This window comes from Mycoplasma sp. CSL7503-lung (assembly GCF_025515455.1).
In the GTDB taxonomy this organism is placed as follows: domain Bacteria; phylum Bacillota_I; class Bacilli_A; order Mycoplasmatales; family Metamycoplasmataceae; genus Mycoplasmopsis.
In genome coordinates this window covers 73621-90656 of sequence record NZ_JAOPHP010000001.1, presented here as the reverse complement: position 1 = coordinate 90656, position 17036 = coordinate 73621, and the positions used below count along the sequence as shown (strand labels likewise).

Genomic DNA, 17036 nt, shown 5'->3' with positions numbered 1-17036 from the left:
TACTTCTTAAAGAAATGTTATTTTGAATACTATTTTGTATAAAAAATCTTTCTTCCTTAGTAATTTGATTGTAATTTTTTGTTGTATAATTCATATGGTTCCTCGGTTCATGTGGGGCCATTTTTTTATTAAAAAATTTCAAGTGCTCCACAATTATATTTTATATAAATTGTGTTGCACTTGAAATTACAATTTAGCATAGACTAATTTAATTTATTAGTCTATTTTTTTATTTAAAATTATTATCTAGTAGCGTCTTTTTATTTTATAGTTTTAAGTTGTATTAATTTATTTATGTATTGAAAAAATATATTTAATTTTAGTTTTGTAAATTTTAAAAAATTATCTTTAATATTTTAAAGTTCTTTTTTGTCTTGATTACTTTATTTTTAAAATATAATTAGTTAGTATGAATAATATTTCGAAATTTATTAGTAATTCTAAAAAATATTCAATTTTAAATTTAAAGATCAAGCTTAAAAAAATGTTTACAACTGATATTTATCAGTTTAAAGAAGGAGTTAAAGAATCTTTGTTTAATATTTTTAAATTTGAATATCAAACATTATCTTGAGTTTTTTTAACTTCCACAATTTTAAGATGGATAGCTGTAATAACTATGTTTATCGATCATATCGGACTTATTGCTTATCCAAATTTTGAAGAATTAAGAATTGTAGGAAGAATCGCCTTTCCTATATTTGCATTTTTATCGGTTATAGCAATTAATTATTCACGAAGGCCATTATATTACACTTTTAGATTTTTGGTTATGGGGTCCATTATTCAAATTGGAATATTTATATTATCTAAAAACGGATTTAACGAATCGTTAAATCCTAAATATTTCAATATTATGTTTATGTTATTTTTAGGTTCCTTTAGTGCTTACTTACATAGAAAAAATATTTATATTGGTTTAATTTTCACTTTTTTAACTTTTATTTTTCTTTTTTTAGGTGAATATAGTATTTCGAACATCGCAAGCACAAAATACTTATTTAGAATTGATTATCATTCTTATGGATATTTAATAATTATGATGCTTTATTATGCTTTTTTGATAGGTAAACATTTTAAAAATCAATTAATTTTTAAAATACTCGGAATATTATTTTTTACTATTGTGAATATAGTTTATAGCTATTTAAATTTAATATCTGAAATTCAAATTTATTCGCTAGTAGATATGTCACTCTTTTTGTTCTATAGTTATAAAAAACCAATTAAATTTTGATTATTGAACAACTTCTTTTTACTTTCATATCCTTTAAGTTTTGTATTTCCTTTAGTTTTTATTTAACATTTTTATTACAAAAAACGCGAAATTCTAACTATTTTAGAGGCTCTGAAATCAAAGTAGGTTGATCTCGTTAAAATAAGTGTGTAATTATGAAAAAATACTTGTTAAACCTATTTTGTTTTCAATTCTATCATAAAATATAATTCTTTTATATCTTATTTAAAGCTGTTATAGTATAATGAAGTTATATATAAAATGATTTGTATCAAAATATTTTAAAAGGATAATATGAAGTTTAAGATTAAAAAGCAAATGTTTTTTAGTGCACTTTTTATAGGGATTTCTTCGCTGGGTTTATCAGTTAGTTGTTCTAACAAAATAACTTTTGAAAGTAAACAAAGCAAATTTCAATATAAAACAAAAGAAATAACACTTAGAAAGAATGATAATTCTATAGAGCCATTTTTTGTTGAATTTATTAATGAAATAAATTTTGTTAAACAATTGCCGAAAGAATATAATAAAGTTTTAATTAGAGTGCCATGATTGAATATTCAAAAAAAATTTTCAAGAGAAGATTTTGAAACTAGTGTAATACCAAGTATATCAAAAGTAGATCTTAAATTCAATTTAGAAAATAATGACTTAGAATTTAATATCGGTAAGGATATGACATTAAAAGAAATAGAAGATTTTTTAGAAGAAAAGTTTAACAATTATTATGTTAGCGATAAATTTTTTCTTGAAGATTTAAAAGTAGCTATAGATAAAGCTGATTATTCCACAATCAAATGAGGGGATATAAACAAGGAAAAAGCAAAAGAAAAAGGCAAGCTTAATGAATATCAAAATATTGTTTCTATTATTAAAGAATGGATTTACAAAAATTCAAAAATTAGTTTTTCTAATGAAATTGATATTGTTGAAATTAATTACAATAAAATTTTGGATTGATCACTCAATCTAAAGTTATCTTTAAATGGTTAAGTTTCTAAAATAATTAAATTAGATTTTAAGAAAACACCTTCTAACGAAAATTGAAATGACGAAAGAATAAAAAAAGAAAATATTCAACGTGGATTTGTTAATAAGTTCAAAAATAAATGAAATGAGATGGTTAGTGATTCACCTTTTGCAAACAAACTCGAAAAATTAATACAAACATTTAAAGTGATTATTTTAGTAGACGAAACATACAAAATATCAAGAGTTGTCGTATTATTAACTCGAAATATAATCAAATCATATGTTAATTCTACCTTTAAGGTTCCGGGTTTTATTTTAAATATATTTGGTGAAATTTATGTAATACCTAAACTTGAAGACCTTTTAATTTCATTAGAAAAAAAGTTATCTAAATAATTTCTTAAATAAAAGCCTGCATTATCAATGTGCAGGCTTTAATATTCATTGTTTTAAAAATCATATTTTATAAGTAGTTTATTGATAAAATTAAAAATATTAGATAATTTTTATTATTTTTATCTAAGTTCAAAATCGATTTCATCCCTAAAAACTACCATTTCAGTGTTTAGAATTTTCTTATTTTCTTTTGCTTCTTTAATTCCAATATAATTATCAAATAAAAAATTAGAAATTTTATTTGTAATTAATTCATCGATATTATTTATAATTCCGCGTGCACCCATTGTTTTATCCATTTTTTTATTAATTATATCTGTTATAGAACTTATTGATTTTTTGTAATTCACTATAACGTTATGTTCGTTTTCTATTTTTTTGAATAATGTGCTTAATTTTGATATAATTATTGTTTGTATAATTTCATATTTATGAATAAAATTGAAAGGAACTATATTTTTATCTCCGATACGATTTAATAATTCAGGTCTGTTCATATTTTCAATGAAATGTTTTTTAACTTCTTTGATAAACTCTTTTCTCACCATAGGTTCATCGCTTATTTCGGATTTAATTTCTCTAGTACCAATATTAGATGTGAAAATAATGAATGTTTCTGAAAAATCAATTAATTCACCTTTTGACGAAGTCAATCTACCATCTTCTAAAATTTGTAAAAATTTATCTAAAATTTTAGGATGGGCTTTTTCAATTTCGTCAAACAATAATATCGAAAACGGATTTTCTTTAACTTTATTTGTTAATTCACCACCGGAATCATAACCTACATATCCAGGAGGGGCTCCAATAAGTCTTTGGTCTGAATGTTCATGGTTATATTCAGACATATCGAATCTAATTAGTTTTTTCTCGCTCCCAAAAACAAATTCTGCTAGAGTTTTAGATATTTCAGTTTTACCAGTACCCGTAGGACCAACAAAAAATAAAATACCTTTTGGTTTACTCATAGACTGACTATACATTAAGCCATTCAATCCTAAAAATGAATTTGTTAGCACATTATGTATTTTTTCTATTGCATAATCTTGCCCTTGAACTCTTTTTAAAAATATGTTTTTTAAATCTTTAATTTTTTCATAATCAATTTTTTCTCATTCAGATTCTTTTTGGTTGAAAGTAGCTAAATTATATCTATTGAAAAATGATTGTTTGTTATCTTTTATTCTTGCTAATTGCAATATTTCAATACATGTTAATCCATCTGTTAATGCTACTGCTTTGTTTAAAATTGGTCCTTCGACCCCTAGCAAACTAGAATCGGAAGTTCTAAAATAATTAGAGTTGTATTTAATTATATTTTTACGTTCTTCGATGTTAGGTTTTTTAATTGTGACTTCAGCATATTCGATATTTTTATTATAAATATCCGTAATCAAATTATGTGAATCTCTCATTATTAAAACTAATTTATCTTGATTTTCTAGTTTACCGTAATCGTCTAAATAATTATTTTTATTATCGTTGTCTAAAAATCTAGAAATTAAGTTTATTAAATTATCTAAGTAATCATTTTGATTATTTTGATTATTAAAAAGACTATCAGCAAAGTTTATTGCATAAATACCAGGAGTATGTTCTCCGATTTCTTCATTATCTTTGGTTTTTTCTATTATATCTGACATAAATTCATTGATATTGTCTATATTTTCAATGCTTTTATATTTTCCATTAGATTGTTGGTCTAAAAGGTTTAAAGCACCAAATCCAGGGGTAAAATATTGTGCTTTTTGAAATTTGTTTTCTTTGGCAAATTCTTCTAAAACACCTTTTAAATCAATACTTTTTATTTTATTTTCTTCATCGTTATAAGTGTATAAATCATTTACATTTCCTACTATAGAAACAATATTCTTTTGTGAGAGTTTAATTTTTAAATATTCTAGTGATTTTTTCATTATTTAGTATTCACTTTCATTTTTTGAGCTTTTGTTAGGGGTCTTGCACCAGATACCCCTCTAGTAATTATTTGTGAACTTTTGAAATATCCATATTTCTTTAAATCTTGTTCAACTGTTTCGGCTAAGCTTCAACACATATGACCTTCATAGTCTCCAATATCATAACTTACTGTTCCTTCTAGGTTCAAAGTTAATGTAAATGCATTATTTTTTAAAAGAGGATTTTTGAATTTTGAAATAAAAGAGTATTTTGGTTTTAATTTATTTTCTGGATCTGTTTGTATTACGAATTCAATGCTCTTGTGCTTATATTTATATTTTTTAAATATTTCTGAGTATACTTTGTTTTTATTGAGTGCCTCGTTATATTTATTGATTATTTCCTTAACATAAGGTGCATAATCGGATAGTTCTTGATAATTAGAAATAAACATGAACTCATTAAGTAAGGAACCTTTTAGTTTTGGATCAATATCTTGTTTAAGAACATATTTTTTTAATTCTTCTTTTAAAAATGAGTGTTTTTCTTCGTCTATTTTTTCTTGTTTTACAATTGCTAACATATCATTGAAGTTTTTAGGATTAAGTTCAATATTTTTGTTTTTAAGTTTTTCTAAAACAATTTTGGATAAAAAACCATTTTCTAAAATTAAATTATTAATTTGTTGTGTAGTTTCTTTTATTATGTCATCAAAAGAAACATCAATACTCATGTTTTGTACTACTTTTAATAATTTACTTTTTTCAATATTATATTTTTCAATTATTGAATTTTTATCTTCGCCGTATTCGCCGTTTAATTGTCCAATTTTTATGATTTGACTATAAATCGAATTTATTTCGATCATAATTTTATTAATTGAACTTTTTACCAAACTAGAATTAGTAATGTTTTTCAATTGCTCTAAATTATCTTTAATATCTTGGATTTCTCTTTTTTCGGTTTCTACATTAATTTTAAATTGTATAAATGCTGCATGACTCATTAATTTTACCTCTTGATTTCACTTTTTATTTTTTTGTTATTAATTTTCAATTTTTTAGCATAATTAATAATATTTGTTTCTATTGTATTTATATCAGTTAGAGTTAATTTGTCTATTTTTTCTTTGAAAGCTTTGGTTTCGTTATTATGGCTAGCAGGATTTAATAAGTTTTTAGTTATTTCTTTTAAATATTTTAATTCTTTACTTTCATTATATAAATCAAGTCTTTCTGATAATTTTTCATAAAATGTTCCATCTAAACCTAATTCTTTTTCTAGTTTTGTTCTAATGTCCCTTAAATTAGATATTTTTAATTCATAAATAGAACCGTTTAATATTTCTTTAATGTTATTTATATCTTCTTCAAAAGAAGAAAAACGTATTATTTGAGTTACTTTAATTGGATGTATTTTACTTGGAAAACCATTGTAAAAAGCACTATATTTGTCTAGAATTTTTAAATTTTCATTATACTCTTCTTCGCTTAACTTTTTATGCTCTAAAATAATTTTAAATTTCTCAATTTGATCCAAATTTTTATAGAATTCAGAAATATATTCTTCTTTATCTCATTTTTTATCAAAATAAATAATTATATCCATCATATTCGTAATTTATTCTATCGTTTAATTTGTTTCATTCATTAAAATTATTATCTAATAATAAACTGTATAATTCCTTTGAAATATTTTTAAAATTATTATTTTTAAATTCGTTTGTCTTTGATAATATTTCTAAAATGTCTTGAGAATTAATAAAAGGAATTTTATTGATAATATTTTTTGCTTGGTCGTATTCTAATTTTTCAATAAGTGATAAATTTTCTAAAAATCAATCGTTAAAATTAGAATTATTAATTATTTTATTTATATTTTTAATGAGTAATTCAATTACAAAAGTGCTATATCTTCTTTTTTCTAAAGCTATATTTTGTTGTAATTCGAATAGTTTATCTGGATTGATAAGTTCTTTGGTGAAACCAATAACTTTATCATTTAAATCATAAAAGTCAATTTGAAATTCGCTTAAGTAAATAAAAAATATATTCTTATCTTTATCAATAAATACTTTTTTTCCTAATAATGATGTTATGTCTTTTTCTTCGTTAGTTCATTGTTTTTTAATAATTTCATTATTTAAATTCACTGAAAAAATATTTTTATCTTTTGTTTTTAATTCAAAATCATTTTCTAAACTCTTTATTTGGTCTATGTTTAAAATTAGTTTGATAAAATTTTTGATTTCTAAAATAGGTTTTGTATCATTATCAATATTTAAGCCGCTTACTTTTTTAAGATAGTCTCTAGTTATTAGATCATTAGCAATAATTGCATTATCTTCAATAATAAAGTTAAAGGTGTTGTTCGATCAAAAAATATCATCAACTTTACTTATATATTCGTTTTTGTTTTTATTATTTAGTTTGTAATCTGTGAAATATTCGCCATTAATGTATTCGTTATCTTCGAATTTAGTTTTTATTGATGATTCTAACAAAGAATCATAAGTGTTACTAAAAATATTATAACTATCTATAAAAATGTAATTTTCATTATTATCATTATTAATTTCATTTGAATTATTATCAATAATTTCTTCTTTTAAATTAACTAAATTCTTAATAAAAATTAAATTACGTTTAATTGTTTTAGAATCTAAACCAATAAAATTATCTCTGTTAAATTCTTTTTCTATTTTGGGGTGTATTATTCTATCGTTGATTCCGAGTTGGTTAATATACATTTTTTTAATATCTTTGATACTTAAAGATGTCGCATTTGAATAAAGAATAACTTTGTTATTAATTAGTTTTATAAATTCTGCTAGTGCAAATTCTAAAAGTTTTTCTCTTTTAATTCCTGTAATATCCCTTATAAAGTCAGTGATTGTATAATTTATATATTTTTCTCGGTTATAAAGCAAGTGAATTATAAAAATATTTTGTATGTCATTTGATTTTTTTGATTTTTTAAATTGAGCTTCAAACAATACCTTTATCTTAGGTATTAAAAGATTAGTCTTAAATGTTTCTTTCATCATTTACCTTTCTAAATGTATCTTCATCTTTTGAAATTTGAATATACTCTTTTAGTATTTTTTTGCTTTTTGTTTTTATTTTGTTTTCTGACTTATCTCAAGTAGAAATATTAAAGTTGAGTTTTTCTAATTCATCAAACGCTCCAACTAAAATTAATGTATCTTTTGCTCGTGAAACGGCTACATTAATACGTTCTGAACTCTTATAAAATTCATAATTTCTTCTTCCGGGGTATTCTATTGTATTGTTTCTCAATACTCCTTTAGCTCTAACGAAATCAACTATTATAATTTCCTTTTCTCGACCTTGAAAGTTATCGACCGTGTCAACTTTAACTTTGTTAATTGTCTTTTGTTTAAATTTATTATTTTTGTCTTTTAAATATTTTTTAATTACCGAATTTTGAGATCTAGTCATGGAAATAATACCAATTTTATCTAAATCAAATTTTTCATTATTTGTTGAATTATTTAATACTATATTTTCAACTATACCAGCAATTACGAAAGCGTTGTATTCATTTATAGTCGATTCTTTTGTTTCTTCTTTATCTAATGTTTTAGTTTGATCAAAAGAAATATAATTATTTCTTTTGATAATTTCTTTTTGGATTTCAGTAAAAAGATGATTGTTATATTCAATAAATTCTCGATTTATTTTGCTTGTGTCCATAACAATAAATTCTTTATTTATTTTAATGTTAGGGTATTTATAATTAACTAAATATGAACTATTTTTTTCAATAGGAGTAGTTAATTTTTCATCATAGTCATAATTAACATTTACTACCTTTTGTATATTTTTATTGAAGCGATGTTGTTCGGTTAAAAAAGTATAAAAATTTTGATCATCACCAATATTAGCTTTTAATTTCAATGCGTGGAATTTAAAAAACGGATATTTAAGTTCTGAAATTAATTCTCTAACATTTTCATCATTAAAAAATCATGACCTATCAGATATTTTATTATTTTCGTTTGTTTTTTTGTTTTTTAATTCTTTAATATCTTTGAATGAATCAAGAAGTTTATTTACTTCTATTGATTCAACTTGATCATCAGTTTTAGAGCCTGTTTCAAAATCCAAAACAGGTGGCAATTGTTTGTAATCTCCTGCAAGTAATATTTTTTCAGAAAGCATACATGAATTTATAATTTCTAATGTACTACTTTTGGAAACCTCATCAACAATTGTCATGTAAATTGGATATTGCAAAAATAATTCTTTTGTTTCGTCGTTAGATTCTTTACGCGGATTAATTACTTGGTTTGCAGTTGTTGTTAATCCAATTAAATTAATTAATTCATTTTCATATATGTAATCCGAAAATTCATTTTTAATTTCTGTATTATAGTCATCTTCTCTGGATTCAATTCTATCTTTAATTAATTGTAGTTTTTCAATAACTTTTTGGTTCGTCTCTTTTTGTCGATTTGGATTTAGACTACTTAGTACTATATTGTTATTTAATATTTCTTTGAATAAATCGTTAATTCTCTTATTTTTTAATAATAATTCTAACAACTCATCCGAATTATTTTTTATTTTTTCTACTCTATTTCTGTCTATTTCTGTTTTTATATCTTCAAATTTGTAAATTATGTCATCTTTAATTGATAAACTATATTCATTTTCGAAAGAATTTAATAATTCTTTAAAATCTTCTTTAGTTCATTTGTTGAATTCTTCCGTAATTTCATTTGCGATAAAATTCTTTGAATTCTTTTTAATAAGTTCTACTAAAGTGATCATCTTCTTATTAGTTAAAAAATGCTTGTTTAATTTTTTGCCATCTATTATTTTTAATTTATCTATAATTTCGTCCAAAATATCATTTTTATTTTTCGTTAAAGTTGAGTTAATTATCGCTAATGAAAAGTTATAAAAAGCATGATCTAAATCATAAATATTTGATTCATCTTCTTCAATCTCTTGCTCTTTTATTTTATTCGTATTTTCTTTAATTTTTCTTTTTTTGCTTAGTTTTTTTCTAATTGTTTTATACATAATAAAATTAGGATCATCTTCGGTGATAGACTTTATTCTATCAAAAGCATTTAATATTGCTTCGTGAGTTGAAGACATAAGTAAAACGTTTTGTTCTTTATTGTTAATAATATGATGAATTAAAGCGCTGATTGTTTGTGTTTTACCTGTACCCGGTGGACCTTGAAGATATGAAATACAAGGTGTTAAAATTGCTTTTTTTACAGCGAGTTCTTGTTTTTTATTCAATTTAATTTCCGGATGCATATTTAAATCATAATCATCTATTAATGACTGTTTAACTTTAAAAAAGTCTGGATCCTCAATAGATTTAGCTAAAAGAGGATTCTTGTATTCTCCGGACTTGAAGTTTTGCAATGAATTATAAAATCTTTTATGTTTAGTAAACATACCATAATCTTCGTCAGATAAAACAAAATGATTATTTTTATCAAATTTTTTTGAAAAATAAAGTAATTCGCTAACTTCAACATCTGTGTCGTATATTTTTTTAACATCTATAGCCCTTAAATTTCCTAACTTTGTATTATCGAATTTAAATGTATAGTATAAGTATTTTTGATTATCATTTTTAATAACAAAATTTATAGAATCTACTTCCTTAGATAATTCTTTTATTTTTTTTAGTGATTCTTCGTTCTGGTTTTTATATAAGTTGAATGTTTTTTGTAAGTTATTTAAGTTTTTAATATTCTTATCATTTTCTTTTTCAATATCGTCAATTGTTTTTTCAAAACTTGCAATTTCTTTTTCTAATAATTCTTTTTTGATATTGTTTTCAGAAATTATTTTTTGTTTTTTTTCTATTTTATCCCTTAATTTTTCAATTTCCCCCTCTAAAATATCTTTATTTATTTTATAATTTTCTTCAATATTCTTATTTGAGTCTTTTTTGGGTTTTTCTTTATTTATTTGTTTATTTTGGGTTATTATTTGAATTTCTATTTTTTTAATTTCTTTTTTAAATTGAATATTTTCATCTTTTATAATTTGAATGTCGTTTTTCTTTTTGTTTAATTTTTCTTCATTGTCCTGAATAGTTTCTTTTTGTTCTTCAACTTCGTTTTCTAATTTGTTAATTTCTTCTAATTTATTTTGGTTTAAAAATTTTTGTTTGTTATATTCTATTTTGCCATTTAGTTCTTTGATATCTTTTTGATTAGTTTCGATTCTAGATTTTAATAATTCAGTATATTTATATTCTTCAAATGAGATACTTTGTCTATTTATTGATACTTTTTCGTCGCTATCATTTACGTTGTAAAAATAAATAAATCTTTTTTCATTATCTACTATATTTATAAAATCCTTATTGAATTCTTTTTTTGTAATTCTAAAAATAAATTCTGTTCTTTTGTCGTTGCTTCTTTGTGTTCTTAAGACAATAGGAAATATATTTTGATTCTTTCTATTATTTGTTTTACTATATTTAGGCTTTTGATCATTGATATAATCTCTATAAAAATCTAGAGTTCTACCTAATTTGACCATTCCATTACCTTTATTTTTATCTGTTTTCATTATATTAACATCATTAGTAATGTTAAATAAGATATTTTTTAAAATACTATTATTTATATTTGTTGATTCTATTTTTTGGTCGATATAAAAATTTAATGTTAGTTCATTTATGTAGTTGTGATATTTAGATAATAAAATTTCTTCTTCTAAATTATTAAGTATTGTAATTCTATCTAGATCAAAGTAATAACCATTTGATTCATTAAAATTTGTTTTTATGTTAATTGCAATATTTTTTTGATTTTTAAATATTTGAGTTTCATTCGATAAAAAGATTAAAAAATTTAATGAAACAACTTTCATTGGTGTAGTAGATTTTGAGAATAAATCATTGTTTATTATGTAAAGTGATTTAATTGATTTTTGTATACTATTAAAAAAATCAATTAAATCCATATTTTTATTGATTAAATTATTTGATTTTAGTAATTTTTCTAAATGATCGTTAACAGTAAATTTTTTATTTCTGTTTTTATATGTTTCTGCTTGTTTAGCATCTCCTATATTCATTTCTTTATTTTTATTAACTTTTATATTTAAATTCATAAATTTCTATCCTTAATATATTAGATTTGATTCCTTATTGTTTTATTAATTTTATGTTATCAAAAAAAAAAAAAAACAAGCAAATAGCTGAAAAAGATACTTTCTAAAATTATTTTTAAGTTTTTGCTCTTATATTTTTTACACATTTTTTTCTTTAAGTAAAAATAATTTTTTATATAATATAAAAATATGAAAAGCAAGGAACTTTTAATACAAATTTTAAGAATAAAAGACATTCTTAACACTTTTAATGATATTGAATATCCTTCTAAATCTTACAGTGTCGAAGAGTACTGTGAGAATCTTTTTGATACCGTCTCCCTGTTGTTTAAGTTAGCATTTTAAAACAATACGAAAGGAGACATTATAATGACAAAAAATGCAAAAAATAACTTACCTATTATTGAATTAAAAGAAGTTGTTAAAGAATTTTCTGACAAAACAGTTTTACACAACGTTAATTTAAAAATTAATCGTGGTGAATTTGTTACTTTACTAGGTCCTTCAGGGTCTGGTAAAACTACTATTTTAAGACTACTTGGTGGTTTTGAATGAACTACTCGTGGCGAAATTCAATTTAATGGATATGATATTAAAGATCTATCTCCTCATAAGAGAAATGTATCTACTATATTTCAAGATTATGCTTTATTTCCTCATTTAAATGTTGAAGGAAATATTGCTTTTGGATTGAAACTTAAACGTGTTCCACGTGAACAAATTAATCAAAATAAAATTGATAATTTAGAAATCAAATTGGCCCAATGAACAAAAAAAGCTAATTCAAAAATGAAACAAATTGAAATTCAATTAGAACAATATACTGAAGAACTTAAAAATCTTAAAAAAGGTACATATCAGTATAATAAACGTCAAAATTGAATTGATGATTCTGATTTTAAATATTCATATTGAGAAAATTATGTTAATTTAAAAAAACAAGCATATGAAGATCGTCATTTTAAACGTAAAATGACTAATACTGAAATGAACGAAAAAATTAGTAAAATAATTGATATTGTAGGTTTAAAAGGTAACGAAACAAAAGCAATTTCTCAATTATCAGGTGGTATGAAACAAAGAGTTGCTTTAGCTAGAAGTTTAGTTATTGAACCAGAAATATTATTACTTGATGAACCGCTTAGTGCTTTAGATGCTAAAATTAGACAAAAAATGCAAGTTTTATTAAGAAGTGTTCAACAAAGTTTAGGTTTAACTTTTATTTTTGTTACACACGATCAAGATGAAGCTTTGGAGTTATCGGACCGTATAGCTGTTATGCGTGATGGGGTTATTGAACAATACGATACACCTAAAAATATTTATGATTTTCCTAAAAATATATGGGTTGCAAAATTTATTGGTGATTCTAATATTTTTGATGCAACTTTTGAAGCTAATGGAAATATTAAATTACTTGGAAAAAGCTTTAAAACAATTCACGAAAAAAGTGAATTTAACAATAAAGAAGTTTTAGACGCTTTAATTAGACCTGAAGATATTGATATTATTTCAGAACCTAAAAGTACTGAAGGAAAAATCAAAGGTACTGTTACTGAGATTTCATATCGTGGAAGTTATTATTATCTAAAAATAGAAACTGAAGATGAAGATGTTATTTATGTTGAAACAGCTAAAAAATTTGAATTAGATGAAGTTGTTTATTTGAGTTGAACAATTGATTCTATTCACTTAATGAAAAAAGATTCTAAGTGAGATTATTCACAAAATGATTTCCAAAATTAAACAATTATTTAGTTTCGACAAAAAAACAGCTTTATTCATTCCTTATTTAATAATTGCTATATTATTAATTTTATTACCTATTATTATGATTGTAGTTAATGCGTTTGCTGTTCATGGTTCTAATTTCGATTCATTTGTGTTAATTAAAGATGTTAACACTTGAAGAATTATCGGAAGATCACTATGAATAGGAATTGTATCTGCATTATTATGTTTAATAATCGGATTTCCGTATGCGTATTTTATTTCATCTTCAAAGTCAAAAATATTTAGAATTTTTGCTTTGAGCCTAATGATAAGTCCTATGGCAATTTTTACTATTTCAAGAATATATTCTATGAAAGTACTAGCGTTAGCGGTAGTTTCTAATTCTAAAAGTTTAAATAGTGAACTTTTTATGATTTTTGGGCTTACAAGTCTAAATTTACCATTAATGATTATGCCGTTATATACTGTGTTTAAAGATATGCCACGCAATATCATTGAAGCAAGCAACGATTTAGGTAATAATAGTTTTCAAACAATTTTTAAAGTTATTATACCTTATGGTACAAAGGCGATTTTGAGTGGTCTTGCTATGATCTTTTTAGCAAGTGCAACTACATTTATTATTAGTTCAAAATTATTAACAGATGGTTCACAATTACAAACAATCGGAGAGTTGATTAATAGTAAAATCAATCCTGGCAATAAATACGATTTAAGTACAGGTTCAGCATTAGTTATTGTTGTATCTGCTATATTTATGGGTATATTTAGTTTATTTTTAATTTTACCAAGAGTAATTTTCTACTTTAAAAGAGGTGCACACTATGAATAGAGTATCCTCATTATTAAAACGTAGTTATGTTTATTTAATTTTATTAATAATTTATGTTCCTTTAGTGGTTGGTGTCATTTTTAGTTTTAATGTTCCAACTAAAAAAGGTGAAGCAAACCCGAGTTGAATTAAAGGTACTTTCGAAAACTGAGTTACAGTATTAGATTCTGGACGTGATTTAGCCTTATTAAACACAATATTATTAGCTATAATAGTTAGTTTTTTAGTTGCTACAATAAGTATTATAACTTCATATGCGATGTATCGTCAAAAGAATAAATTGATCAAAAGTACACTTACATCAACATCAAACATTCCGCTTATCAATCCTGATAATATAACAGCAATTGGTTTAGTTTTAGTTTTTACCGCTTTTTTTGGAATAGTTCAAGTAGATAACGAAGGTTTTTTAAGAGTTATTGTAGGTCATACAATTATGGCTTTACCTTATGGTATATCATTAACACTACCTCGTAGTGAAAAGTTTAATAATAACTTATTTGAAGCTGCACAAGATTTAGGACACTCTAAAATAAAAGCTTGATTTAAAACATATTTAATTTATATGATTCCTTCTATTATTTCTGTAATTTTAGTTAGTTCAGTTTTAAGTTTTGATGATTTTATCATCGCAAGAACAACTTCTAATACTTCCACAATAGCAACTAAATTATACGAAGGTGCATTTAGACCGTGAGCACTTGTTTTAGGAGCTATAGTATTATTTACTACAATCATTGGAAACTTAGTTTATGCAAGTTACAAGTTGAAGAAAAAGTAGAAAAATAAAATTAGCTTTACTAACTATAAGTTCAGCAATAGGAATCACAACTTTAGCGACAACAATTGCTATTAAAAATAAAAATAGATTTAAACCAAGTTTTTTTAATTACAAATCATACATGTCGGATGATAATATCGAAATATTACGTGAATCATTTGATTATAAAGAGTTCGATGAAATAAATCAATTTAGTAACGCATTAATAAATAACAAAGCTGCTGCCGGAATAGGTTCAGACTTTATAGTGGCTTCTTTAATAAAAAATAAACTTATCTCTAAATTGAATTATTCTATTATATTTAACGAACCTCTTTTAGAGCCCATGGTAGATTATGATAGATTGAAAAACCAATTTAAAAATAATGCTACAAATGAGTTAAAAGAAAAATTAGAACAAGCAACACAGGCACGTAATTTAGCTCGTAAATATGTGCAATTATCATTACGCAAAGAAATTTGAGAACATTTACAAAGTTATCAACTAGATAATAACGATGAATTATGAGAATATTTTTATCCTTATTATTCTCAAGATATGGTCGTGTCATACAATATTAATAAAGTCGCAATTCCCGAAGATTATAAAAACAGTTTAGGAGGATTCGATTTTAAAAAATATTATAACGAACATCAAGAGCAAGCACAAATTAAAAACCCAAATGCTTTAGTTAATGTGTTAAAAGCTTTATCTAGTGCTAATTATAATAATTGGGTTATTACAGATTCGGTTCGTGATAATATGCTTTATGCTTCCGCTTATTGGCCTTTACCAGAGGGTAGAACAGATCAAAAATTCACAGGAAGTGTAGAAGAAAATTCAGAGTCACAAAACGAAACATATAAAATTTTAATTAATTCTTTTATTGATTTAATTAAAGATGGAACAGGATATGACATTCGAGATTCTAAACATATTTCTTTAAAAGGTGATGGTCTAGAGATTGTTAACGATATTACTAATCCAAGAGATGATTCCGGTTCGATAAATGCATCAATTATGTATAATGGAGATGCTATTGACGCTTATTATAGCGAAGATAATTATGATAGTGCAAAAGATGGGTCTGTTTTAGCTTATAGACCAAGCGATAATATCTTACTAGTTGATGGTTTAATAATTTCATCTAAATTAGATCGAAAAACAAAAGATGAATATATTAAGACAATTTCACAAAGTTCATATTCGCAAACCCCGCAAATCATTTTAGAATACAAAGAGCTATTGCGACAAAACTTAGTACCTAATTTTGATCAGTTAACAGATTCTAATATCACTCAAGCTCAAAGAATGATTTCTGAATTAAATAGTTGAAAAATATGAAAAGATATTAAAACAAAAGAATTAAGTGAATTAGATTTAGAGCAAGAATCAATTAATGATTTTATTAACTATTATTCAAACTTATTAAACTTATCGAACAAAAATAATTCAAAAATATATCAAGAATTTTATGATTTAAGATCAAATGATGATGAAAACAATTTTGAGCAAAAGGTAAATTATTACCCAACTATTATTGAAAATAATTTATCCGAAAATAATTCTATGTTTTTAGATAAAATATCTTCTTTAATAGATTTAAATAATGAAGATCGCGAAAATAAAATTGACGTACTTAAAGAACAGTCTACAGAGATTGAAAAAATAATTATTGAAATATTATTTAGCGGTGAAGAAAGTATTTTTAATGCATTCATTGAATATATTAGTGATAATGAAGTGCCACAAAGCGAGTTAAAAGATTTAGTTAAAAAAGTTATTGCTCAATCTATAGCATTTATTGATCTATCAAATGATGATTATATTGAAGATTATAAGAATCTAACTAATTTTAACTTTATTAATTATGTCCCAACACAAATAACAGATTATGAAATAGTTTATAGAAATTACTTTTCTGATAAAGTTGAAGGACAAGATCAAAATGTAATTAATATCTATAAAATAGAAAACACTTCTAACGTTAGACACAAAGCTCTTCAACCAATTTCTGACTCTCTTTTAAGCAAAATAACTACATATTATTTTGCTAAAACAAAATCATAACAAAAAATGACACATAA

Annotated in this window: 12 protein-coding genes; 7 read left to right on the top strand and 5 right to left on the bottom strand. The window is 23.4% G+C overall.

Annotation, left to right across the window (positions count from 1 at the left end; translation table 4 throughout):
- Positions 1 to 409: 409 nt before the first annotated feature.
- From N9R85_RS00320 to N9R85_RS00310, 3 genes are all read left to right on the top strand, one after another.
- Entirely contained in the window at positions 410 to 1303 is an 894-nt protein-coding gene (locus N9R85_RS00320) for a conjugal transfer protein TraX (RefSeq protein WP_262858096.1), read from the top strand.
- 228 nt (positions 1304 to 1531) lie between these two features.
- Positions 1532 to 2230, top strand: coding sequence for a hypothetical protein (locus tag N9R85_RS00315; RefSeq protein ID WP_262858095.1), 699 nt, complete (start codon positions 1532 to 1534; stop codon positions 2228 to 2230).
- A 126-nt stretch (positions 2231 to 2356) separates the two neighbouring features.
- Positions 2357 to 2605, top strand: a complete 249-nt coding sequence (locus N9R85_RS00310) for a hypothetical protein (protein ID WP_262858094.1) — start codon at positions 2357 to 2359, stop codon at positions 2603 to 2605.
- 119 nt (positions 2606 to 2724) lie between these two features.
- Here the strand turns inward: N9R85_RS00310 and N9R85_RS00305 are convergent, their stop codons facing one another.
- Genes N9R85_RS00305 through N9R85_RS00285 form a run of 5 tightly spaced genes read right to left on the bottom strand, consistent with a single transcriptional unit; the run spans position 2725 to position 11622 of the window.
- Positions 2725 to 4521: an AAA family ATPase gene (locus tag N9R85_RS00305; RefSeq protein ID WP_262858093.1), complete on the bottom strand. Its 1797-nt coding sequence runs from the start codon at positions 4519 to 4521 to the stop codon at positions 2725 to 2727.
- The gene (locus tag N9R85_RS00300; RefSeq protein ID WP_262858092.1) at positions 4521 to 5510 is read right to left on the bottom strand and encodes a hypothetical protein; all 990 of its coding nucleotides are present in this window, start codon (positions 5508 to 5510) and stop codon (positions 4521 to 4523) included. The genes N9R85_RS00305 and N9R85_RS00300 overlap by 1 nt, the downstream gene beginning before the upstream one ends.
- 5 nt (positions 5511 to 5515) lie before the next feature.
- Entirely contained in the window at positions 5516 to 6115 is a 600-nt protein-coding gene (locus N9R85_RS00295; RefSeq protein ID WP_262858091.1) for a hypothetical protein, read from the bottom strand.
- Complete coding sequence (locus N9R85_RS00290; protein WP_262858090.1) at positions 6087 to 7550, bottom strand: hypothetical protein; 1464 nt, start codon at positions 7548 to 7550, stop codon at positions 6087 to 6089. Before N9R85_RS00290 ends, N9R85_RS00295 begins: the two co-directional genes overlap by 29 nt.
- Positions 7531 to 11622: an AAA domain-containing protein gene (locus N9R85_RS00285; RefSeq protein ID WP_262858089.1), complete on the bottom strand. Its 4092-nt coding sequence runs from the start codon at positions 11620 to 11622 to the stop codon at positions 7531 to 7533. The genes N9R85_RS00290 and N9R85_RS00285 overlap by 20 nt, the downstream gene beginning before the upstream one ends.
- Before the next feature lie 369 nt (positions 11623 to 11991).
- Here N9R85_RS00285 and N9R85_RS00280 point away from each other — a divergent pair, with 369 nt between their 5' ends.
- From N9R85_RS00280 to N9R85_RS00265, 4 genes are read left to right on the top strand one after another with little or no spacing between them, the layout of a single operon-like run.
- A complete protein-coding gene (locus tag N9R85_RS00280; RefSeq protein ID WP_262858088.1) occupies positions 11992 to 13368 on the top strand; it encodes an ABC transporter ATP-binding protein in 1377 nt (458 codons plus the stop codon).
- Entirely contained in the window at positions 13352 to 14188 is an 837-nt protein-coding gene (locus tag N9R85_RS00275; RefSeq protein ID WP_262858087.1) for an ABC transporter permease, read from the top strand. The genes N9R85_RS00280 and N9R85_RS00275 overlap by 17 nt, the downstream gene beginning before the upstream one ends.
- Complete coding sequence (locus N9R85_RS00270) at positions 14181 to 14969, top strand: ABC transporter permease (RefSeq protein WP_262858086.1); 789 nt, start codon at positions 14181 to 14183, stop codon at positions 14967 to 14969. Before N9R85_RS00275 ends, N9R85_RS00270 begins: the two co-directional genes overlap by 8 nt.
- Entirely contained in the window at positions 14941 to 17019 is a 2079-nt protein-coding gene (locus N9R85_RS00265) for a hypothetical protein (protein ID WP_262858085.1), read from the top strand. The genes N9R85_RS00270 and N9R85_RS00265 overlap by 29 nt, the downstream gene beginning before the upstream one ends.
- Positions 17020 to 17036: the final 17 nt, after the last annotated feature.